Below are 20,830 nucleotides of genomic sequence, written 5' to 3'. Positions count from 1 at the left end.
ACGTGACGGGAGGGCCGTCGGCACAGGGGAAAGCAGGGAGAGGGGAAGGGGAAGGCCTCGGCGAGCGAGCGCGCCACGCCCTGACGCCCCCGGTCCGCGCGGGGCCGGGGCGGGTGGTCAGTGGCCGGAGCGCAGATGCCCTTCGAGTGCCGAGAGCGAGCCCAGGGCCGAGCCCAGGGCGTCCAGCTCGCCTTCGGTCAGCGCCCGCAGGGCGCTGCCCAGGTGGGCGCCCATCAGGCGTTCGACCTCGGCCAGTCGCCGCCGGGCCAGCGGGGTGCGGTGCAGGTGCGCGACCCTCTTGTCGGCCGCGTCCTGGCGACGCTCCAGCAGCCCCTGCTCGGTCAGCTGGGTGACCAGCGCGCTGACGTTGTTGGGTTTCATCACCAGGGCTTCGGCCGCCGCGCGGACGGTGGTGCCGTCGTTCTCCTCGACGTGCCGCAACAGCGCGAGCTGCGCCTCGGGCGGCTTGGGGTGCGCGCAGTCCTGCGCGACCCGGCGGTCGAGGGCCCGGGTCAGCCCGGGCAGGCACGCCACGAGCCGTGCGGCCACGTGGTCGATGTCCTGCGCGGACGTGTTCTCCTCGGGCATACGGACAGCATAAATATACCGCCATACCTATGTCAAAGGAGTCATCGGTGCCACTCGGACCGGCCGGCCCGGTGGCACCGGTGGCGCGCGACGACCGCGCTCCCGCGGCGGGCTGCTTCCGGCGCCGGACGTACAGCCGGTTGCCCTCGGGGCCGGTCCACTCCAGCCGTACGACCCCGGGCACGGCGGCCTCGCCGCCGCGCGGCGCGGTGCGCCGGTCCGTTCCGGCCGGCAGGGCGGATGTGTGAAGTCGTGGACATCTCGTGACACACGGGGGAGGGCGGCCCGCCGTGAACACCGGACCGGCGACGAACCGCCGTACACGGAACGGCGATCCGGTGGAGGACCGACCGCACGGCGGGCGCGCGCGACGCGCCCCGTGCACCGGCCACGTGGTCCTCCCCCGCTCGCCCCCGTGGCCGTCCGGTAGAGTCCCGGCCAGTGCGCAGAGGCCTTCCCGGCCGGGACGGACGTCCGCCGGGAAGGCCTTTCTCATGCCCGGAGACCCGCCTTGGAGGAGCCGTATGCCCGGCGTCGTCCGCCCCGCCCTCACCGCCGACCGTCCGACCGTGGAGCGGCTGTGGCTGATGTTCCGTCATGACCTGTCGGAGCTGGACGGTTCGCTGCCCGGAGGGGACGGGACGTTCCGCAGCGACCGGCTGCACTCGGCCTTCACGGACGCCGACTGGGCGCCGTACCTCTTGCTGAGCGGCGGCAGTCCGGCCGGTTTCGCGTTCGTCCGCGCGCTGCGCGGTCCGGCGCGGGTCATGAACAGTTTCTTCGTCGTTCGGGGTGCCCGTCGGACCGGGACCGGGCTGCGGGGTGTTCAGGAGGTCGTCGCCAGGCATCCGGGGCCGTGGGAGATCCCCTTCCAGGACGCCAACGCGCCCGCGGTCGCGTTCTGGCGCCGCGCCGCCACGGAGATCGCCGGGGCCGCCTGGACCGAGGAACGCCGGCCGGTGCCGCACCGGCCCCAGGTGCCGCCGGACGTGTGGATCTCGTTCACCACGGCCACGGCCGCGGACCGCGGCTGACCGGCACGGCGGCGCGGGCCACCCCCGGGGCCGCAGGGGCGAGGGATGAGAATCCGATGAGACACGGGCGTGCCGTGGGACCGCCTCACCCCCCGGGCCGCCGCGCCCCCGAGCCCGGCTCCTGGCGGCGATCCGCTCCCGCGAGGTCCCGTGCCGCCGGTCGCTCGTCCGCGAGCAGGCTGCTGCAGTACGGCGAGTCGCGGCGGGTGCCGTCCCGGTGACGCACGTGGCCGCGGAGCGTGCCCTCGTGGATCAGGCCGGGACGGGGCGGCGCGTCCAGCGCCGTGCCTCCGGGCCAAAGGCGGAGGGGAACAGGGCGCGACGGCCGGGCCGGTGCGTCTGCGGGCGCTCGCCGGCTGAATCGTGGCGGCGGGCACCATAGGGTGAACCCCATGTCTGTCACGTTGAGTTCCGCGAGAACCCGCGCCGCGCTCCGTACCGGAGCTCGCATCTGCGTCGACCTGTTGCTGCTTCTCGCGATGCTCGCGGTGACCCTCTGGCTCCTGGGCCGGATGTGGTCGGTCGTGTGGCCGCTGGTCGTCGGTCTGCTGCTCACCACGCTCACCTGGCCCCCGGCCCGCTTCCTGCGCCGGCACGGCTGGCACCCGACCCTGGCCGCGTCCACCGTGACCGTGGTGTTCCTGCTGGTCGCCGCCGGGGTGGTGGCGTTGATCGCGGTACCGATGGCCTCGCAGACCGACGAGTTGACCGACGGCGTCGTCAAGGGCATCCAGCGGCTGCGCGAATGGGCCGCGGGGCCGCCGCTGAACATCGGCGACGCCCAGATCACCAGTGCCGTGGACTCCGCGATGGCCCGTGTCCAGGACAGCGTCGGCAGTGTGGTCGACACCGTCGCCACGGGTGTGGGCACCGTCGTCAACGGACTGGTCACCGCCGTGCTCGCGCTCTTCCTGATGTTCTTCTTCCTCAAGGACGGTCCCCGGTTCCTGCCCTGGCTCGCCCGCCAGTTGCCCGGCCGGCTCGCCACCGACGTCCCGGCCGTCGCGTCCCGCGGCTGGGACACCCTGGGTTCCTTCGTGCGCTCCCAGGCGCTCGTGGGGGTGCTGGACGGCGTCTTCATCGGCCTCGGCCTGTGGATCCTCGGGGTGCCGCTGGTGCTGCCGCTGGCGGTGCTGACGTTCGTGTCCGCGTTCGTGCCCATCGTCGGCGCGCTCTTCGCCGGTTTCGTCGCGGTCCTCATCGCGCTGGTCTCCAACGGACTGACGGACGCCCTGATCGCGCTGGCCATCATCATCGTGGTGCAGCAGTTGGAGGGCAACGTGTTCCAGCCGATCATCCAGGGCCGCGGGCTGGGGCTGCACGCCGCGGTGATCCTGCTGGCGGTGACGCTGGGCGGCAGCCTGGCCGGCATCGTGGGCAGCCTGCTGGCCGTGCCGGTCGCCGCGCTGATCGCGGTGGTGTGGAACTACCTGCGCGAGCAGCTGACCGACCCGCCCCGCGAGCCGAAGACGGCGGCACCCGCCTGAGCGCGCGGGGCGGCCGCCCGCCGGCTCACCCCTTCCTCTTGAGAGCGGACGGCTTGTGCACGGCGGACCTGCCCGACTTGCCGCTGCGCACCTGGTACTGCGGATCGTCCGACGAGGCGTCCACCGTGCGGCCGGCCGCGTCCGTCCGCTCGGTGATCTCCTTCTCCACCTTGCCCTCGGTCTCGCTGCCGTGGCTGCTCCAGGCGACCTTGTCGCCCTTCCTCAGCCCCTCGCCCTTGCCGTCGCCCTTGTCCCGGCTCCTGGCCATGGCCCGCTCCTCGTGGCTCGCGCGTACCGGACCGCTGTGGCCCGCCGCCCTTCCAGGGTGGGCCCGGGCGGTCCGTTCCGCACCGCGGCACCCCCGCTACGGGGTGACCCGTACCGGCAGGCTGTGCGGGCCGCGGATGAGCATGCCGGTGCGCCAGGTGATCGCGGCCGGATGGATGTCCAGGTCCAGGCCGCCGCAGCGGTCCAGCAGCGTACCGATGGCGATACGCGCCTCCAGTCGGGCCAGCGGCGCGCCCAGGCAGTAGTGGATGCCGTGGCCGAACGCGATGTGGCCGCGGGCGTCCCGGGTGATGTCGAAGCGGTCGGGGTCCGCGAAGCGGTCCGGGTCGCGGTTGGCGTCGGCCAGGGCGACGAGGACGAGTTCGCCGCCGCCGGGCACGGTGGTGTCGCCGATGGTCACCGGCTCGGTGGTGAAGCGGTACGTCGGGGTCTCCACCGGTGAGTCGAAGCGGAGCATCTCCTCCACCGCGTCGCCCATGAGGCCGGGGTCGGCGCGCAGGGCGGCCAGTTGCTCCGGATGGGTGAGCAGGGCGAGGACGCCGTTGGAGATGAGGTTGACGGTGGTCTCGTGACCGGCGACGAGCAGCAGCCAGGCCATGCCGAGGAGTTCCTCCGGCGAGAGGGAGTCGCCGTCCTCGTCCGAGCCGTGGATCAGGGCGCTCATGAGGTCGTCGCCGAGGTGCCGGCGCTTCTCCTCGATCAACTGGGTCAGGTAGCCGACCATGGCGGTGGCGGCGGCCTCGCGCCGGGCCGGGTCGGTGGCGCCCAGCGCGTCGTTCGACCAGGTGCGGAAGGACCGGCGGTCCAGGTCCGGGACGCCGAGCAGATCGCAGATGACGGAGATCGGCAGCGGGAAGGAGAGCGCCTCGACCAGGTCGACGCGTCCGCCGGGGGCGGCGAGCAGGGCGTCGACGAGTTCGTCGGTGGTCTTCTGGACGCGCGGCGCGAGCTGCTCCACGCGCCGCGCGGTGAACTCCCGGGCGACCAGTTTCCGCAGCCGGGTGTGGTCGGGCGGGTCCGCGCGGAGCATGTGCGGGCCGGCGGAGACGGCGCCGTGCCGGAAGGCGGGCGCCGCGTTGTCCCAGTTCTTGGAGAGCCTGGGGTCGGTCAGCACGGCCCGTCCGGCCTCGTGGCCGACGACGAGCCAGGCGTCCATGCCCTCCGGCATCCGGATGCGGTGGACTGGGCCCTGCGCCCGTAAGCGCGCGTAGACGAGATAGGGGTCGCGGGTGAAGGACTCACCGAGCGCGGCGAGATCGACGACGGTCATACTGCTGCCACCTCACTGGAGGCCGATTACGGGAACGGCGCTCACCAGGATGGTGGCCGCCCGGCGTCCGGTCCAGAGGGAGTCCCTCGGGCAGCGGGCACGACGGCCGGGCAGGCGGCGGTGTCGTCCGCCGGGGCGGGGGCGGCACGGACCGCCGGGGCGGCGGTGTCGTCCGCCGGAGCGGGGGCGGCACGGACCGTCGGCCGTACCGCCCCCGCGTACCGTCTCACGCCTCGGACGGGTGCCGTCCGTTCAGCAGACGCCGTCACCCGGCTTGGGGTTGCCCAGACCGAACAGCGGACGCAGCCTGAGACCGACCCAGGTGCCGGCCAGGGCGACGGCGCCCCACACCCAGCCGCTGAGGCTGCCCGAGGCGATGCCCGCGAGGTACGCGCCGATGTTGCAGCCGCCGGCCAGCCGGGCGCCGATGCCCATCAGCACACCGCCGAGCACCGACGCGACCGCCGTGCGCCAGGGGATGCCGCGGTGCAGGGCCCAGCTGCCGCCGAGGGCCGCCGCCACGGCCGCGCCGATCATGATGCCGATGTCGGTGAGGCTGGTCTTGTCGGCGAGGACGGGGCCCGCCAGCATGTCGGCGTTGCCGGGCTGCTGCCACCACGTCCAGTTCTCCGGGTGGCCGCCGAGCGCCCCGACCAGTTCCGAGCCCCACAGGCTGAAGGCGCTGGTGACGCCCCAGGCGCCGCCGGAGACCAGCAGCACCCCCGCGCCCAGCACGGCCAGTGCCAGGGCGCCGGCGGCCAGCGGCCAGGAGCCGCGCAGCGCCCGGACGGCCGCACCGCGCGCCGAGGGGACGGGGCCCAGCGGCGGCGGGTTGCGGCGGGCCTGCACACGGCGCGAGACGAACACCACCGCCAGCAGCGCGGCGATCGTCACCGCCCAGGAGCCGAACCAGCCGATGTGGTCGGACAGGACGACCGGGTCCCAGGCCGGCAGGTCCTTCCACAGGTCGAACTGCCAGGCGGCGAGCGTGGCGCCGGCGATGAACCCGGCGAGGGTCAGCACCACCGAGGTCTGTCCCGAGCCGACCGCGAAGAGCGTGCCGGAGGCGCAGGCACCGCCGAGCTGCATGCCGACCGCGAAGAGCGCCGAGCCGACGACGAGGCCGACGCCGAGCGAGCCGCCCGACGGGGCCGGCTGCGCGCCGAACAATCCGGTGCCGGTGCCGATGATCACCGCGAACAGCGTGGCGGTGGTGCCGAGCAGCAGGGTGTGCGCGCGCAGTCCGGTGCCGTTGCCGACGGCGACGAGCTGGCGCCAGGCGGAGGTGAAACCGAAACGGGAGTGGAAGAGGGCGACGCCGAGGCCCAGCCCCAGCAGGAGCAGTACGCCGGGCTTGGCGCCGTGCGCGGACCACACGTAGGCGGTCAGGGCCGCGGCCAGCAGCCCGGCCACGACGAGGGGCGCGCGCCGGACCGGCGGCAGGGGCGGTGCGTCCGGCCGGGCCGAGGAGGTGGGGGAAGGGGCGAACAGGCCGGCGGGCACGCGCGGCGGCGCGGCCGGCCCGGCGGGCGGGGCGGTGGTCACGGGTGGTCTCCGGGTGGTGCACGGGGGCGACGAGCGGGGGCACGGGGCGCCCGACGGCGCGGATGGCGCGGACGGGGCGGGTCTCAGGGGCGACAGAGACCGTCGTCGACGCACCACGCGGAGTTCGCGAACAGCGCGAGGCACAGCGAGGGAGCCGGAGCAGACATGCGTGCGAATATACGGAAGACAAGCGTCCGGAAGCGAGGCCGTCTCGCCATGCGGAAAGATTTTTGAGACGACGGGGGCGGGAAGGGCGAGGCGGGTGAGCGGCCGGCGCCGTGCCGGGCCGGGGTGTGTCAGACGCGGTCCAGCGGGCGGTGCGGTCCGGCGGGCAGTTCCGCCGTGATCGTGTCGCCGGGGCGGACCACACCGCCCTCCCGCACGACGGTCATGATCCCGGCCTTGCGCACGATCCTCCCCGTCTCGTCCCGGCCCACCACCCGCTTGAGCAGGCCGTCCTGGAACGCGTCGATCTGGAGGCAGGGGTTGCGCAGGCCGGTCACCTCCAGCACCGCCGTGCCGCCGAGGCGCAGCAGTGCGCCGGCCGGCAGGCCGAGCAGGTCGAGGCCGCGGGTGGTGACGTTCTCGCCGAGTTCGCCGGGCGCGACCGTGAAACCTTCCGCAGCGACCTCGGTGAACAGTTCCTCGTGGATGAGGTGGACCTGGCGCAGGTTCGGCCGGGTGGGGTCCTGCGCGACCCGCGACCGGTGCCTGACGGTCACACCGGCGTGCACGTCGCCCTCCACTCCCAGACCGGCCAGCAAAGTGATGCTCGGCCGGTTGGGCTTGGTGAAGGAGTACTCGCCGTTGCTGCTGACCGCTGTCACTGTCCCGCGCATACCCCGCGCCCCCCTTCGCACCGACAAGACGGTGACCACCCTAGTCCTGGCGCGCACACGGGGACAGGGCGTCCGTCCGCCTCGGCATCCCCTCCACGGAGCGGAGCGCCCCGCGTTCCGCGTGCGCACCGTCGCCGCCCGCACACGGTGACACGGACCCGCCCGACGGCGACGGAGGCCGGCGCGTACGGGTGGACGGCGGGCGCGAGTGGGCCGTGGCCTAATCTGATGCGATGCCGGCTCCGGAAACGTACCGTCGCTCCGCCCGCGTCGTGCTCATCGACGCGACGGACCGGGTCCTGCTGCTCGCGTCCCGCACCGGCCCGGACACCCCCGGCAAGGGCCACGACTGGTCCACTCCCGGCGGGGGCGTGGAAGAGGGCGAGACCCTCGCGGAGGCCGCCGCCCGGGAGCTGTTCGAGGAGACGGGGCTGTCCGTCGCGCCCGCGGCGCTCGGCTCCCCCGTGGCCCGGACGTCCGGGCACGCCGACCTGGGCTGGGCCGAGGGGCTCTTCCAGGACGTCTTCTTCCACCTGCGGATCTCGCACCACCGGGTCGACACCCGCGGCCAGGAGGAACACGAGGCCCGTCACCACGCGGGGCACCGCTGGTGGACCTTGGGCGAGCTGGCCGCCGACGCCGGGACCGTCCGTCCCCTCGGCCTCGGTGACCTGGTCGCCGACCTGCTCGCCGGACGGGTCCCGGCCGAGCCGCGCCGCTTGCCCTGGCACCACTGACGGATCCCGCGACCGGCCCGGCCTACGGATGCCCGGCGGGCTGCCGGTCCCGTTCCGGGGACCGGCTTCCGGAGCGGGCGAGACACGAGGTGACCACGACGAACGGCCACCCGGACTGGACGGACGTCACCACCCGTTCGGCGAGTCCCGCGGCACCCTGCCGCTGCATCTCGATCACGAACCAGATCCCGCCCGCCGCCATCAGGGCGGTCGCGGCGAGCGCGGGCCCGGGCCGCAGCGCCCAGGGGGCCGCGCCGCCGCCCCACGCGGCCAGCACCGGCCACACCGCGAGAAGCGTGAAGCCGATCACCGTCGCGGCGCCGTGGCGCAGGGATCCCCCGCTGCTCGGCGCGGGCAGCGCCACCACCACGAACGCCGCCACCCCGCCGCCGCCCAGTGCGAGGCGGCCGGCGTTGGTGGCGGCCCGCAGTCCCCAGGCGGTCAGCAGGTGACAGACGCCCAGGGCCGCCAGTGCCCCGTTCATCACCCAGTAGCCGGGAGCGCCGTAGGCCGCCAGGACACTGATCGTCCGGGTGAGGGGGTCGTAGCCGGGCCCTTCCAGGGCCGCCGCGGTCGTCCAGCCGGCGATGAGCAGGACGGGCGCGCACCCGGAGGAGAGCAGGGTCCAGCGGGGAACGGTTCGCACCGGACCACCATAAAGCGCACCAACCCGGTCAGGATCGGTCAGGGGCGCCAGCCGTACTGCGGGGGGATCCGCACGTCGCCGCCGAGCTCCCGGGCGGCGCGACGGGCCCAGGTGGGCTCGCGCAGCAGCTGCCGGCCGATCAGGACCGCGTCGGCCTCACCGGCGGCGAGGATCTTCTCCGCCTGGCCCGGGTCGGAGATCTCGCCGACGGCGGCCACCGGCATGTCCGTCTCCCGCTTGATCCGGGCGGCGAACGGCACCTGGTAGCCGGGGCCGACCGGGATGGTCACGCCGCCGGCGTTGCCGCCGGTGGAGACGTCCATCAGGTCCACGCCGTGCTCGGTCAGGACCCGGGCCAGGGCGACCGACTCGTCCGGGGTCCAGCCGCCCTCGTCCAGCCAGTCGGTGGCCGACACGCGGAAGAACAGCGGGAGGTCCTCCGGCCAGACCTCGCGTACGGCGTCGACGACCTCGACGGCGTAGCGGATGCGGTTGTCGAAGTCACCGCCGTACCGGTCGGTACGCCGGTTGCTGTGCGGGGAGAGGAAGTTGCCGATCAGGTAGCCGTGGGCGCCGTGGATCTCGACGACCTGGAAGCCGGCGGCGAGGGCGAGCCGGGCGGAGGCACGCCACTGGTCGAGGGTCTCGCGGATCTCCTCGACGGTGAGCTCGTGCGGGACCTTCAGGCCGGGGTACGGCTCGGCGCTGGGACCGACCGGCGTCCAGCCGTGCTCGTCCGGCCCGACCGGGCGGTCCCCCTCCCAGGGCCGGCTGGTGGAGGCCTTGCGGCCGGCGTGGGCGAGCTGGATGCCCGCGACGGCGCCCTGGCTCTCGAGGAAGCCGGTGATGCGGCGCAGTCCGCCGGCCTGCGTCTCGTTCCACAGGCCGAGGTCGTGGGGTGAGATGCGGCCCTCGGGCGAGATGCCGGTGGCCTCCAGGATGATCAGGCCCGTGCCGCCCGCCGCGCGGGCTCCGTAGTGCTGGAAGTGCCAGTCGGTGGCGACGCCTTCGGCCAGGCCCTCGGGGGCGGCGGAGTACTGGCACATCGGCGGCATCCACACCCGGTTGGGGATGGTCACCGAACGCAGGGTGCAGGGCTCGAAAAGGGAACTCACAGAAAACTCCTGGTAGGGGCTGGGGAAAACATCAAGCGCCGTACGGCCCCTCTGGACCGGACACCGTCGGGGACGACGCCGCAAGCCGGCCCGGAGGGCGGCCCCTCCCCGGGTGCGGCCCTCCCCGCCGAGCCCCGCCACGCCTTGGCGGGCCGGGCGAGCGCGGCGGCACCCGGCACGGTGCCGCCCGCGGTCACACGGGCACGCCGGGGCGCGAGGTGCGCGGCCAGGCCGGCCGGCGGAAGGGCGACGGGGCGGTGGCCCCCTTCCGGCCCCGGTCGGCCGGCTTCCGGCCGGCCGGGTTCGCCCCGGCGGCCTTCACCCGGACCGGAACCTCGCCCGACGCGGTCTCGGGGCCGGGCACGCCGGCCCGCTCCGGAGCGTCCGCCGATCCGCATCGGCGCGTCACAGCAGCTTGCACACATCGATATTACTATTTCACGGATACCCGCGCAAGCAATAGCAGGCGCACGCAAGCATTTTCGTCGAAGCGGCGTGCGCGCGGCTTTCCGTCCTCCTGGCCGGTTCCCCGCGGCACATCCGTGTCCGGCACCCCTTCGGGCGGTCCGCTCCCCGCCCCCGTCCCCGAGATCGCGGACAGCACCCGGAACGCCCGCCCCGCACCGGCGAGCCGACGGCACGGGGCCGGCGCCGCACCGCTCCGGTCCGCCGGTCCGGCCCGCGCCTTCGGCCGGTCCGCGCGCCGCCTCACTCCTGCGGGTCGTCGAGCCGCCCGAGCGCCCGGGGCTCGGCGAGCGCGGCCCGGCCGCCCGCGCCCAGCAGCCCTGTCGGCTCGAACGGCTCGTCGGCGGCGAGGCGGGGCAGCTTCCACCGGGAGACCGCGGTGACCACGGGCGGCAGGGCGGCGCGCACCGGTTGGACCGCCCGCAGCCAGCCGGGTACGTACACCGCCGGCCGGCGCCGTTCGACCGCGGCGGCCAGCCGGCCGGCCACGTGGGCCGCCGAGTGGACCTTGCGGGCGGGCGGCGGCATGTGGCCGCGCAGGACGCGCAGCACCGCGTACCGGTCGGCGTCGTGGATCATGTCGGTGTCGGTCCAGTTGAGGTAGGCGATGCCGACGCCCACCCGCCGGTGGGCCACCTCGGCCCGCAGCGACTGGGCGAAGGACTCCACACCGGCCTTCGAGGCGCAGTACGCGCTCATCAGGGGCGCCGCCCCGATGGAGGCGAGCGAGGCCACCTGGAGGTAGTAGCCGCGGGTGGTGAACAGGTCGGGCAGGAAAGCGCGCGCCGTCACGGCGCTGCCGACGAGGTTCACCTCGACGACCCGGCGCCAGGTCGCGGGGTCGGACCCGGCGAACGGCCCGCCCTCGGCCACGCCCGCGTTGGCCACCACCGCGGACGGCGCCCCGAACCGCTCCCGGACCCCGGCGGCGGCCCGGGTCATGGCGGCGTCGTCCGTGATGTCGGCCTCCCAGCACCAGCCCTCCCCCGGCAGCGCGTCCCGCACCCGCGCCAGTGCCGCCTGCTCACGGCCCACCAGGGCCAGCCTCATCCCCCGCCGGGACAGCTCGTGGGCCAGGGCCTCGCCCAGCCCCCGCGCCGCGCCGGTCACGACGGCTGTCCTGCCGTCGAGCGGGTTCACGTCCACCGGCATGGCGACCACCTCTCGTGCACAGCGGGCTCACCGGGTACCTCGTCCGGGCCCCGGTAGGCGCCAGGTCGACGCCGGGCTCACCGGACAGTGCGGGCCGTACGGTGAGCCCGCCGGCCCGCCGGCCCGCTCCGGGCCGCTGCGCACACCGGACACGCGGGGTGTCGGCGTGTTCCGGCCGGTCCGCCGTCCGGCCGGTCCGCCGTCCGGCCTGCCCGGCGCCCGCCGCCGGCCGTTCGTCCCGGGGCCGGGTGGCCCTTACGCGTGACCCCGGGGCACCCCTGGCCCCCGCCGGACGTTCTCACCCGCGGAAGGTCGGACGCCGGCCGCAGGGGCCGGCAGCGGAGAGGAAGATCCTTAAATGAACCACCAGAAGGTGTGCGATCTGATGAGCGCCGCCGTCGTCCGCGTCCAGCGCGGCACGCCGTTCAAGGAGATCGCCCACCTGCTGCAGGAGTACGACATCACCGCCGTGCCCGTCGTGGACGCGGACGACCGCCCCGTGGGGGTGGTGTCGGAGGCGGACCTCCTGCAGAAGATCTGGGGCGGTGACGCCGCGCAGACCGGCGGCGCCAAGGCGTCGGCCACGGACGCGGCGGGGCTGATGACCTCGCCGCCGGTCTGCGCCCGGCAGGAGTGGAGCGTCGTGGACGCCGCCCGGATGATGGCCCGTCACGGCATCAAGCGGCTGCTGGTGGTCGACGCGGACGGGCGGCTGATCGGCGTGGTCAGCCGCAGTGACCTGCTGCGGGTCTTCCTGCGCAAGGACCGGGAGATCCGCACCGAGATCATCGAGGAGGCCCTGGTCCAGACGCTCGGGCTGGCTCCCTCGGCCCTCCAGGTGGACGTGACGCACGGACACGTCGTGCTCACCGGCCGGCTCCCGGAGCACGTGCCGGTCTCCACGCTGGAGGAGCTGTGCGGACACGTGGACGGGGTGGTCGCCGTGGAGTTCAGGGCGACGGGCGACGTGGACGCCGAGGCGAGGCGCTGACACCCGCCGCCCACGGCCGGGACCGCCGTCCGGACGCGCGCGGGATGCGGCCGGGCGGCCCGGACGGTCGGATGGGAGGCGTGCGCAGACCCATAGCCGTGGCGGACGGCCGCTTCCGCCTGCTCGCGTCGGGCAGCCTGCTCGCCGCACTGTCGATCCTGTCCCCTCCGACCGCCCTGCCGTCGTCGGCCGACGACACCCCGGTCCGCGGCTCGGCCCACATGGGCATGGGCGTCCTGGCCCACGAGGGCGGGCACAAAAGCCCCGCCGCCACCCGCGCCGCCCAGACGGAGGGCGTGGACGTCTCCAGCCACCAGGGGGACGTCGCCTGGCAGGCGCTGTGGGACAGCGGGGTCAAGTGGGCTTATGTGAAGGCCACCGAGGGGACCTCCTACATCAACCCCAAGTACGGGCAGCAGTACAACGGTTCGTACGGCGTCGGCATGATCCGCGGGGCCTACCACTTCGGGACGCCGGACACCTCCGGCGGCGGTGCGCAGGCGGACTGGTTCGTCGACCACGGCGGCGCCTGGTCGGCGGACGGACGGACGCTGCCGGGTGTGCTGGACATCGAGTGGAACCCGTACGGTTCCGCCTGCTACGGCAAGACGCCGGGGCAGATGGTGTCCTGGATCCGCGACTTCGTCGACCGGTACCGGGCCCGGACCGGGCGGGACGCGGTGATCTACACCTCCACCAGCTGGTGGAAGCAGTGCACCGGTGACGCCGGCGGGTTCGGCGCCGCCAACCCGCTGTGGATCGCCCGGTACGCCGCCACGCCCGGGCCCCTGCCGGCCGGGTGGTCCCGGTACACGATGTGGCAGTACACCTCGACCGGGCCGATCGTCGGCGACCACGACCGGTTCGACGGAACCCCGGACCAACTGGCCGCCCTGGCCAGGGACTGAGCGGGGCGCGTCCGGCGCGGAGCGGCTCTTTTCGGCCAACGAACGCCCCGCGCCGAACAGCTGTCCAAGACCCCTGTCGTGTCCGGAAGATGATCAATAACCTGGAGGCGTAAACCCGTTACCGCCCCCCAGGGAGCCCCATGTCCACGGCTCAGCAGGTCCCCGACATCCTCTCGCCCGAGTTCGCGGCGGACCCCTACCCCGCCTACCGCGTGATGCGGGAGAGCGCGCCGCTCATCTGGCACGAGGCCACGCAGAGCTACATCGTCTCCCGCTACGAGGACGTCGAGCGCGTCTTCAAGGACAAGGCCGGCCAGTTCACCACCGACAACTACGACTGGCAGCTCGAACCGGTGCACGGCAGGACCATCCTCCAGCTCAGCGGCCGGGAGCACGCCGTGCGGCGGGCCCTGGTCGCGCCGGCCTTCCGCGGTTCCGCCCTCCAGGACAAGTTCCTGCCCGTCATCGAGCGCAACTCCCGCGAGCTGATCGACGCCTTCCGGCACACCGGCTCCGCCGACCTCGTCAGCGACTACGCCACCCGTTTCCCCGTCAACGTGATAGCCGACATGCTCGGTCTGGACAAGGCCGACCACGCCCGCTTCCACCGCTGGTACACGGCCGTCATCGCCTTCCTCGGCAACCTGTCGGGCGACCCGGAGGTCACCGCGGCCGGGGAGCGGACCCGGGCCGAGTTCGCCGAGTACATGCTGCCGGTCATCCGGGAGCGGCGCGAGCGCCCCGGTGACGACCTGCTCTCCGCGCTCTGCGCCGCCGAGGTCGACGGCGTCAGGATGAGCGACGAGGACATCAAGGCGTTCTGCAGCCTGCTGCTCGCCGCCGGCGGTGAGACCACCGACAAGGCGATCGCCAGCATCTTCGTCAACCTGCTGCTCAACCCCGAGCAGCTCGCGGCCGTCCGCGAGGACCGCTCCCTGATCGCGCGCGCCTTCGCCGAGACGCTGCGCTTCACCCCGCCGGTCCAGATGATCATGCGGCAGTCGGCGGCCGAGGTGGAGCTGTCCGGCGGGACCGTCCCCGCCGGCGCCACCGTGACCTGCCTGATCGGCGCGGCCAACCGGGACGGCGACCGCTACCGGGACCCGGACCGCTTCGACATCTTCCGCGACGACCTGACCACGACGACCGCGTTCTCCGCCGCCGCCGACCACCTCGCCTTCGCGCTGGGCCGGCACTTCTGCGTCGGCGCCCTGCTGGCCAAGGCCGAGGTCGAGACCGGGGTGGACCAGCTCCTGGACGCCATGCCCGGCGTACGGCTCGCCGACGGTTACGACCCGGTGGAGCAGGGCGTGTTCACCCGGGGCCCGCAGTCGGTCCCGGTGCGCTTCACCCCTGCCGCGGCCTGAGCGGGCAGGGGGTACGGGAGGCACGGGGCCCCGCGAGGGGCCCCGCCGGTCACTGGACGACCGGCGTGAACCGCACCGGGAGCGCCGTCAGGCCCCGCATCCAGATCGAGTCCCGCCAGGTCAGCTCCTCCGGCTCGACCGCCAGCACCAGGTCGGGCAGCCGCTCCAGCAGCGTCTCCACCGCGGTGCGCGCCATGACGTCCGCGAGCAGCGGCGCCGGGTAGGGGCAGCGGTGCTCGCCGTTGCTGAACGACAGGTGCGCGGAGTTCTCCGCGCCGACGTACGACTCCGGCCAGATCTGCGGGTCGGTGTTGGCCGCGGCGATGCCGAGCACCACGCAGTCGCCCGCCCGGATCAGCCGCCCGCCGAGCTGGGTGTCGCGCACCGCCCAGCGGCCGATGAAGTTCTGCGTCGGCGTGTCCAGCCACAGCACCTCGTTCAGCGCCTCGCCGACGCTGAGCCGGCCGCCGGAGACGTTGATGGCGAAGCGCTCGTCGGTGAGCAGCAGCCTGAGGGTGTTGCAGATCCAGTTGGCCGTCGGCTGCTGGGCCGCGGCGATGATGGAGATCAGGTCCTGCACGATCTCCTCGTCGGTCAGCCCGGCCGGGTGCGCCAGCATCCGCGAGGTGATGTCCGGGCCGGGCCGCTCCCGCTTCTCCTTCACCAGCTGCGCGATCCGCTCGCCCACCCGGGTGTACGCGGCCACCGGGTCGTCGCCCCCGGTCGCGTCCAGGGAGACCCGCAGATCGTCCACGAGCCGCTGGGTGTCGGTGCCGGTCTGCGGCATCCCGCACATCTGGACCACGGCGATCATCGGCAGGGCGTGCGCGTAGCAGGACATCAGCTCGGCGTCGCCGCTGCCCGCGAAGGAGGCGATGAGCCCGTCGGCGATCTGCCGGCACTCCCGGGCCAGTTCGAACTGGTCGACGCCCTCCAGCGCCTCGGTGATCACCCCGGACCGTCGCTGGTGCTCCTCCCCCTCCGTGAACAGCACCGACGGCTGGTAGCCGACGAACGGCATCAGCGGCCAGTCCGGGGGGATGTTGGGCCACTGGTTCCAGCGGCGGCAGTCCCGTGCGAACAGCTCGTCGTGGTTGGTCACATAGCTCAGCTCGGAGTAGCCGAGGACCAGCCAGGCGGGGATGTCCCCGTCCAGCAGCACCGGTGCGACCGGGCCGTGCTCCCGGCGCAGCGACCGGTACAGCTGCGACGGTGTCTGCTGGTACTGCAGCCCGGCCAGGCGGAGCGCGTCGCCACCGCCGTGGGCGGGGCAGCCCGGGGGCGGCCCGTCGGGCGTGGGGGATCCTGTCTCGGTCACGGTGTGGTCTCCCGGGCCATGGCGAGTTCGTACAGGTGGTCCACGAGGCTGATCAGCACGTCCTTCCCGGAGCGTCTGACCCGCGCGTCGCACTCGATCAGCGGCACGTGCTGCGGCAGCGCGAGCGCCTGGCGGATCTCCTCCAGGGAGTGTCCGGAGTCGTCGTCGAAGCGGTTGACGGCCACCACGAACGGCGTCCCGTGGTGCTCCAGCCGGTCGATGGCGTACCAGGAGTCGTTCATGCGGCGGGTGTCGACGAGGACGACCGCGCCGAGCGTGCCGGAGAACAGCCGGTCCCACAGGAACCAGAACCGCTCCTGTCCGGGCGCGCCGAACAAGTAGAGCACCATGCGCTCGTTGAGGCTGATCCGGCCGAAGTCGAACGCCACCGTGGTGGTGGTCTTCCCGGCCACGCCGCTGGTCTCGTCGACGCCGACGCCCGCCTGGGTCATCACCTCCTCGGTGTTGAGGGGGCGGATCTCGCTGACCGAGCGGACCAGGGTGGTCTTGCCGACCCCGAACCCGCCCACGATGACTATCTTCAGGCCGGTCTCTGCGGCGTCGGCCAAGGGCGTACGGCCGACGGGCAGTTCAGAGGTTGCGGAGCCCATGGAGCACCTCCTTGAGAAGGGCGGAGTCGGGGAGCGAGGCGACGGACTCGGCCGCGCGCGGGTGCCGGGCGGTGATCCGGCCCATGGCGAGGAGGTCGCCGAGCAGGATGCGCACCACCGTGATCGGCAGCCTCAGTTCCGCGGCGATCTCGACCACGGCGGTCGGGTGCCGGCACATCTCCAGGATGCGGACGTGCTCCGACTGCATCCCGGCCGACGGTTCGCTCTCGCTGACCACCAGGGTGACCAGGTCGAAGGCGTCGTCGGCGCGGCTGCGTCCGCCGGTGACCGTGTAGAGCCGGTCGGGGTCGCCGGTGTCCACGGGCTTGCGGGGCGGCGTCATGAGGCGGCACCTCCTGGGAGGGGCTGGCGGGGCTCGGCCCGCAGGTGTTCGCCGATCTGCTCGACCAGTTCGGTCATCTGGTGGCCGACCACGCCGGGGTCGGAGTTCTCCTCGGCGACGACCGCGAGGTGGGCTCCCTCCCCGGCCTCGACGATGAAGAGCAGGCCGCCGTGGAACTCGGTCATGGAGTGGCGCACTCCCCCGGTTCCGTCGCCGAACTCCACGGAGGCGCCCTGGGCGAGCGCCTGGATGCCCGAACAGATCGCCGCCAGCTGGTCCGCCCGGTCCAGGGTCAGGTGGTCGGACCAGCACAGCTTCAGCCCGTCCCGGGACAGGACGAGGGCGTGCCGGGTGCCCGGGGTGCGCTCCAGAAGGTTCTGCAGAAGCCAGGTGAGGCTGTTGTCGGTGGTCTGCATGGTGGGTGATGGGACGGTGGGTGCCCGGCTGACCGGTCACCGGCCCGTTCCTCCAATCTCACTTACTCAAGCGGGGGTACAGGGAGCCGAGGCCTGGAGGCGGGCGTTACGGGGCGGCCGGCGACTCGGGGGGGCCGTCGGGTCCGGGGGTCTCCCGGCCGGACCGACGGGCACGGTGGAAGGCGCCGAAGCGGGAACCGGCGTCGCGTACGGCGGGACGTTCCCGCTCCGCCGTCCCGTCCTCGGGGCTGTCGCCGCTCCGGCGCTGCTCCCGCTCGCGTTCGGCCTCCGCCATGGTGCGGCCGGGGGTGCGCACGGGCAGCCCGTTCGGTGTGTTGTCGGGCGCGTCCGCCGGTCCGGGAAGCCCGGCACGGGGTGCGGCGGGGGCGGCGGGTGCGGGAAGGGGCGCCGGGGGCCCGGCGGGGGCCGGGGCCGCGGGAGCGGCGGGGGCCGGGACCGCGGGAGCGGTCGGGGCCGGCGCGGCGGCCGGGGCCGGGGCGGCGGGGGCCGGGGCGGCGGGGCGGCCCTGGGCACCGGCGGGGGCGGGTTCGCGCTGCTGGGCGAGGATCTGGCGGGGCAGCAGGACGACGACGCCGGTGCCGCCGCGGGAGGAGGGACGGTAGTTGACGCTGATGCCGTACTTGACGGCCAGCCGTCCCACGACCGCCAGGCCGAGCCGGGTGCCCTGGAGGGTGGCGAGGTCGGTCATCCGTCCGGCCACCGCCTCCTCGGCCCGGCGCATGGCCGCGGTGGCCATCTTCAGGCCGCTGTCCTCGATGGTGACGACGATGCCGGCGCTGCGCTCCTCGACGTAGACGTTGACCTCGTCGATCGGCGGCGAGAAGTTGGCGGCGTTGTCCATCAGTTCGGCGAGCAGGTGCATCACGCCCTCGGCCGCGAACCCGGTGACGGCGGCTCGGGTGGAGCAGTGCAGGCGCACCCGCTGGTAGGCGGCGATCCGGCCGACCGCGCCGCGCAGGATGGACTCCATCACGATGGGCTTGTTCCAGGCGCGGCTGGAGCGGCCGCCCATGAGCAGGGCCAGCCGGTCGGTCATCAGGCCGAGCTGCGAGGTGCTGTGGTCCAGCTTCAGCAGGTCGCCGAAGACCTCCTCGCCGTGCCGGTCCTGCATCTCGCGAAGGTCGGCGAGCATGCTGACCGCCTTGGCCTGGACCCGGCTGAGCGCCTTCGCGGAGGCGGCCTGGGCGGCGGCGGCGCGGCGCTCGCTGTGGGCGAGTTCGCGGACGAACGATTCAGCGGGTGCCCGCACCGCCGGGGTGCGCGGCCAGTCCAGCTCGCCGAGCACGGTGTCGGCGGACTGCCCCTCACGCAGCCTGGCCACCGCGGCGGGCAGCAACTCGTCGGCCAGGCGCTTCAGCTCGGCGGCCGTGCGGCTCGCCTCGTCGGCGGCCTGCCGCCGTTCGGCGTCGTAGGCGACGGCGAGCCGTACGGCCTCCTCCACCTCGGTGACGAAGGTGTGCGCGAGCTGGCGCAGCTGCGGGTCGGAGGGCTGGGTCACCTGGGCCAGGGCGTCCTGCGCGCTCGTCCCGTCCCGCAGCCGCTTGGCGACGGCGGGGAGGGTGACGCTGACCAGGTGCGCGGACTCGGCGGCGATCTGCGCCAACTGCGCCCTGGCCTGGGTGACGTCGTCGCTCTGCCGCAGGCCGGCCCGGCGGGCGCGCCGGATCGACAGGGCGCTGGCCACGACCGTGACGGCGAGGCAGAGCCAGGCGCCGAGCATCGCGGCCAACGGCCAGTCGCCGGCCCCGGCCGGCGCCGCGGCGACGGCCGCGCCGGCGCCCGCCGCGCTCACCACCAGGACGGCCGCGGGCACGACCGGAACGGCTCGGGGGGCCTTCGCCGACCGGCGCTGGCTGGATGGTGCAGGCACTGACATTCCGCGGTCCCTCGGGATGGAGAGCAGGAGAAACGGTCGACCGACACACACGGCGGTCACGGGCCAGGAAGCGGGCACCCAAGAGGACGGCGATCTTCCGGACCAGGTACGGGCACATGGTAGTCACCCCGTCGCGTTCGGAGATCTGACTATCCACGCACTCCGCCCAACATCCGATTTCGGCCCGAAGGCGCGGTCGGCCGATCATGCCGTGATAGAGAGCGGAACCCCCAACTCCCTTGCCTCATTTGGCTGTTCAGCGGCGTGGGCGGATGAGCCGGCGGCGAGACGGTGAGAGGGAGACCGTTTCGCTGGAACACGCGAACGACGAACAAGTGAGCATTTTCCGGCCATCTCATGGCCCTCCCACTGTCCGATCATCTCAAGACCTCCACATCACGACCGCACATTCAAGCGATCGGATCCTGGTCCGGCCCCGGTCCGGCGAACGCGCGCCGGCTGTGCGCCAGCATCTCCCGCACCGCGGGGTGAGGCGCGTCCTTCCAGACCAGGGCGAGCAGCGCCGCCGTGTCGAGGCCGGCCACGGCACGGGCGGTCAGCCGGGCGCGGTGGCCCTCGGCCATCGACGCGCCGAGGACGGCGACGCCCAGACCGCGGGCGGCGAGGCCGGCCGGAGTTCGTGCCGCCCGCCCGCTGACCCCCGTCCCGTCGGCGGCGTCCCCGGCACCGCCGAGCCGCGCCCCGGCCGCTTCCCGCCGGGTGGGCGCGGGTGCGGGTCCCAGGTGTCCCGTACGCCGCCTCCCGCGAGCCGCGGGGCCGTGCGCGGCAGCACGCGTCCGCGCCGGTTCCGTACGCTTGCGGCATGCGCGTGCGTCCCACCCTGAGCTGGACCCCCACCGAGGACCTGCCGCCGGGCACCACCGACCCGGGGCCGGTCGCCGACGCGCTGGGCACCGGCGGTGTGCTGGTGCTCAGCGGGGCGGGGATCTCCACCGAGTCGGGCATCCCCGACTACCGGGGCGAGGGCGGGAGCCTGAGCCGGCACACCCCGATGACCTACCAGGACTTCACCGGCGACGCTCAGGCCCGGCGCCGGTACTGGGCCCGCAGCCACCTGGGCTGGCACACCTTCGGCCGGGCCCGCCCCAACGCCGGGCACCGGGCCGTGGCCGCGTTCGGGCGGCGCGGCCTGCTGTCGGGTGTGATCACCCAGAACGTCGACGGACTGCACCAGGCCGCCGGCAGCGAGGGGGTCGTGGAGCTCCACGGCAGCCTGGACCGGGTCGTCTGCCTGTCCTGCGGCGACCTCAGCCCACGCCGGGAACTGGCCCGGCGGCTGGCGGCTGCCAACCCCGACTTCGCGCCGGTGGCCGCCCGCATCAACCCCGACGGGGACGCCGACCTCACCGACGACCAGGTCGGGGACTTCCGCGTGGTGCCCTGCTCGGTCTGCGGCGGCGTCCTCAAGCCCGACGTGGTGTTCTTCGGGGAGGCCGTGCCGCCCGAGCGGGTCGAGCACTGCCGTGCGCTGGTCCGCGCGGCGTCCTGTCTGCTGGTGCTGGGCTCCTCCCTGACGGTGATGTCCGGGCTGCGGTTCGTCCGGCAGGCGGCCGAGGCGGGCACACCGGTGCTGATCGTCAACCGGGACCCGACCAGGGGCGACCGGCACGCCGTCACCCGGGTCGCGCTCCCGCTGGGCGAGACCCTCACCGCCGTGGCGGACCGGCTGGGCGTGCCCCTCGACGGCTGAGGGGCTTTTGTGGATCTCCCCGGAAGAGGGAGCGGCGTCCGGCGCCTGCTCCCGGTGCGCGGCGGGAAGGACCAGGTGGCTGCGCCGCCCTCGCCGCGTTCG

The 20,830-nt window shown here is 74.1% G+C and carries 21 protein-coding genes; 7 read left to right on the top strand and 14 right to left on the bottom strand.

The annotated features are described in order from the left end of the window. Positions 1-117: 117 nt before the first annotated feature. Positions 118-588: a MarR family winged helix-turn-helix transcriptional regulator gene (locus ACY1JF_RS12860; protein ID WP_462705190.1), complete on the bottom strand. Its 471-nt coding sequence runs from the start codon at positions 586-588 to the stop codon at positions 118-120. A gap of 524 nt (positions 589-1,112) precedes the next feature. Between ACY1JF_RS12860 and ACY1JF_RS12855 the strand changes: the two genes are divergently transcribed. Together ACY1JF_RS12855 and ACY1JF_RS12850 are read left to right on the top strand one after the other, a co-directional pair. Then, positions 1,113-1,622 carry a GNAT family N-acetyltransferase gene (locus tag ACY1JF_RS12855; RefSeq protein WP_462705189.1) on the top strand — a complete coding sequence of 170 codons (510 nt, stop codon included), beginning with the start codon at positions 1,113-1,115 and terminating at the stop codon, positions 1,620-1,622. Between the two features lie 392 nt (positions 1,623-2,014). After that, positions 2,015-3,109, top strand: coding sequence for an AI-2E family transporter (locus ACY1JF_RS12850; RefSeq protein WP_462705188.1), 1,095 nt, complete (start codon positions 2,015-2,017; stop codon positions 3,107-3,109). A gap of 25 nt (positions 3,110-3,134) precedes the next feature. Here the strand turns inward: ACY1JF_RS12850 and ACY1JF_RS12845 are convergent, their stop codons facing one another. The 4 genes from ACY1JF_RS12845 to ACY1JF_RS12830 form a co-directional block, all read right to left on the bottom strand. Continuing rightward, positions 3,135-3,377, bottom strand: coding sequence for a hypervirulence associated TUDOR domain-containing protein (locus ACY1JF_RS12845; RefSeq protein WP_462705187.1), 243 nt, complete (start codon positions 3,375-3,377; stop codon positions 3,135-3,137). Between the two features lie 96 nt (positions 3,378-3,473). After that, positions 3,474-4,667: a cytochrome P450 family protein gene (locus tag ACY1JF_RS12840; RefSeq protein ID WP_462705186.1), complete on the bottom strand. Its 1,194-nt coding sequence runs from the start codon at positions 4,665-4,667 to the stop codon at positions 3,474-3,476. A gap of 252 nt (positions 4,668-4,919) precedes the next feature. Beyond that, positions 4,920-6,212: a YeeE/YedE family protein gene (locus ACY1JF_RS12835; protein WP_462705185.1), complete on the bottom strand. Its 1,293-nt coding sequence runs from the start codon at positions 6,210-6,212 to the stop codon at positions 4,920-4,922. 296 nt (positions 6,213-6,508) lie between these two features. Continuing rightward, positions 6,509-7,051 (bottom strand): MOSC domain-containing protein, encoded by a 543-nt coding sequence (locus tag ACY1JF_RS12830; protein ID WP_462705184.1) that lies wholly within the window; start codon positions 7,049-7,051, stop codon positions 6,509-6,511. A gap of 233 nt (positions 7,052-7,284) precedes the next feature. Here ACY1JF_RS12830 and ACY1JF_RS12825 point away from each other — a divergent pair, with 233 nt between their 5' ends. Then, positions 7,285-7,788 (top strand): NUDIX hydrolase, encoded by a 504-nt coding sequence (locus tag ACY1JF_RS12825; RefSeq protein WP_462705183.1) that lies wholly within the window; start codon positions 7,285-7,287, stop codon positions 7,786-7,788. A gap of 22 nt (positions 7,789-7,810) precedes the next feature. Here the strand turns inward: ACY1JF_RS12825 and ACY1JF_RS12820 are convergent, their stop codons facing one another. The 3 genes from ACY1JF_RS12820 to ACY1JF_RS12810 form a co-directional block, all read right to left on the bottom strand. After that, a complete protein-coding gene (locus ACY1JF_RS12820) occupies positions 7,811-8,434 on the bottom strand; it encodes a DUF998 domain-containing protein (protein ID WP_462705182.1) in 624 nt (207 codons plus the stop codon). Between the two features lie 38 nt (positions 8,435-8,472). Further along, positions 8,473-9,549: an NADH:flavin oxidoreductase/NADH oxidase gene (locus ACY1JF_RS12815; protein WP_462705181.1), complete on the bottom strand. Its 1,077-nt coding sequence runs from the start codon at positions 9,547-9,549 to the stop codon at positions 8,473-8,475. 708 nt (positions 9,550-10,257) lie between these two features. Then, the gene (locus ACY1JF_RS12810; protein ID WP_462705180.1) at positions 10,258-11,166 is read right to left on the bottom strand and encodes an SDR family oxidoreductase; all 909 of its coding nucleotides are present in this window, start codon (positions 11,164-11,166) and stop codon (positions 10,258-10,260) included. 358 nt (positions 11,167-11,524) lie between these two features. Here ACY1JF_RS12810 and ACY1JF_RS12805 point away from each other — a divergent pair, with 358 nt between their 5' ends. From ACY1JF_RS12805 to ACY1JF_RS12795, 3 genes are all read left to right on the top strand, one after another. Further along, on the top strand, positions 11,525-12,157 hold the full coding sequence (locus ACY1JF_RS12805; protein WP_462705179.1) for a CBS domain-containing protein: 633 nt from the start codon (positions 11,525-11,527) through the stop codon (positions 12,155-12,157). A gap of 71 nt (positions 12,158-12,228) precedes the next feature. After that, positions 12,229-13,065 carry a lysozyme gene (locus ACY1JF_RS12800; RefSeq protein WP_462705178.1) on the top strand — a complete coding sequence of 279 codons (837 nt, stop codon included), beginning with the start codon at positions 12,229-12,231 and terminating at the stop codon, positions 13,063-13,065. Positions 13,066-13,205: 140 nt separating this feature from the next. Then, positions 13,206-14,432, top strand: a complete 1,227-nt coding sequence (locus ACY1JF_RS12795; protein WP_462705177.1) for a cytochrome P450 — start codon at positions 13,206-13,208, stop codon at positions 14,430-14,432. 49 nt (positions 14,433-14,481) lie between these two features. Here the strand turns inward: ACY1JF_RS12795 and ACY1JF_RS12790 are convergent, their stop codons facing one another. From ACY1JF_RS12790 to ACY1JF_RS12765, 6 genes are all read right to left on the bottom strand, one after another. Next, a complete protein-coding gene (locus tag ACY1JF_RS12790) occupies positions 14,482-15,750 on the bottom strand; it encodes a cytochrome P450 (protein ID WP_462705176.1) in 1,269 nt (422 codons plus the stop codon). Further along, positions 15,747-16,361, bottom strand: coding sequence for a GTP-binding protein (locus ACY1JF_RS12785; protein ID WP_462705175.1), 615 nt, complete (start codon positions 16,359-16,361; stop codon positions 15,747-15,749). Before ACY1JF_RS12785 ends, ACY1JF_RS12790 begins: the two co-directional genes overlap by 4 nt. Further along, complete coding sequence (locus ACY1JF_RS12780; protein ID WP_462705174.1) at positions 16,342-16,704, bottom strand: DUF742 domain-containing protein; 363 nt, start codon at positions 16,702-16,704, stop codon at positions 16,342-16,344. Before ACY1JF_RS12780 ends, ACY1JF_RS12785 begins: the two co-directional genes overlap by 20 nt. Beyond that, entirely contained in the window at positions 16,701-17,120 is a 420-nt protein-coding gene (locus ACY1JF_RS12775; protein ID WP_462705173.1) for a roadblock/LC7 domain-containing protein, read from the bottom strand. Before ACY1JF_RS12775 ends, ACY1JF_RS12780 begins: the two co-directional genes overlap by 4 nt. Positions 17,121-17,226: 106 nt before the next feature. After that, complete coding sequence (locus tag ACY1JF_RS12770) at positions 17,227-19,017, bottom strand: sensor histidine kinase (RefSeq protein ID WP_462705172.1); 1,791 nt, start codon at positions 19,015-19,017, stop codon at positions 17,227-17,229. Positions 19,018-19,427: 410 nt separating this feature from the next. Continuing rightward, the gene (locus ACY1JF_RS12765) at positions 19,428-19,601 is read right to left on the bottom strand and encodes a hypothetical protein (protein ID WP_462705171.1); all 174 of its coding nucleotides are present in this window, start codon (positions 19,599-19,601) and stop codon (positions 19,428-19,430) included. Positions 19,602-19,840: 239 nt separating this feature from the next. On the opposite strand from ACY1JF_RS12765, the gene ACY1JF_RS12760 reads away from it, so the two are divergent. Beyond that, positions 19,841-20,728 carry an NAD-dependent protein deacetylase gene (locus ACY1JF_RS12760; protein WP_462705170.1) on the top strand — a complete coding sequence of 296 codons (888 nt, stop codon included), beginning with the start codon at positions 19,841-19,843 and terminating at the stop codon, positions 20,726-20,728. Positions 20,729-20,830: the final 102 nt, after the last annotated feature.

The organism is Streptomyces sp. SYSU D01066-1 (assembly GCF_054956795.1).
This window is presented reverse-complemented; position numbering and strand designations above follow the sequence as displayed.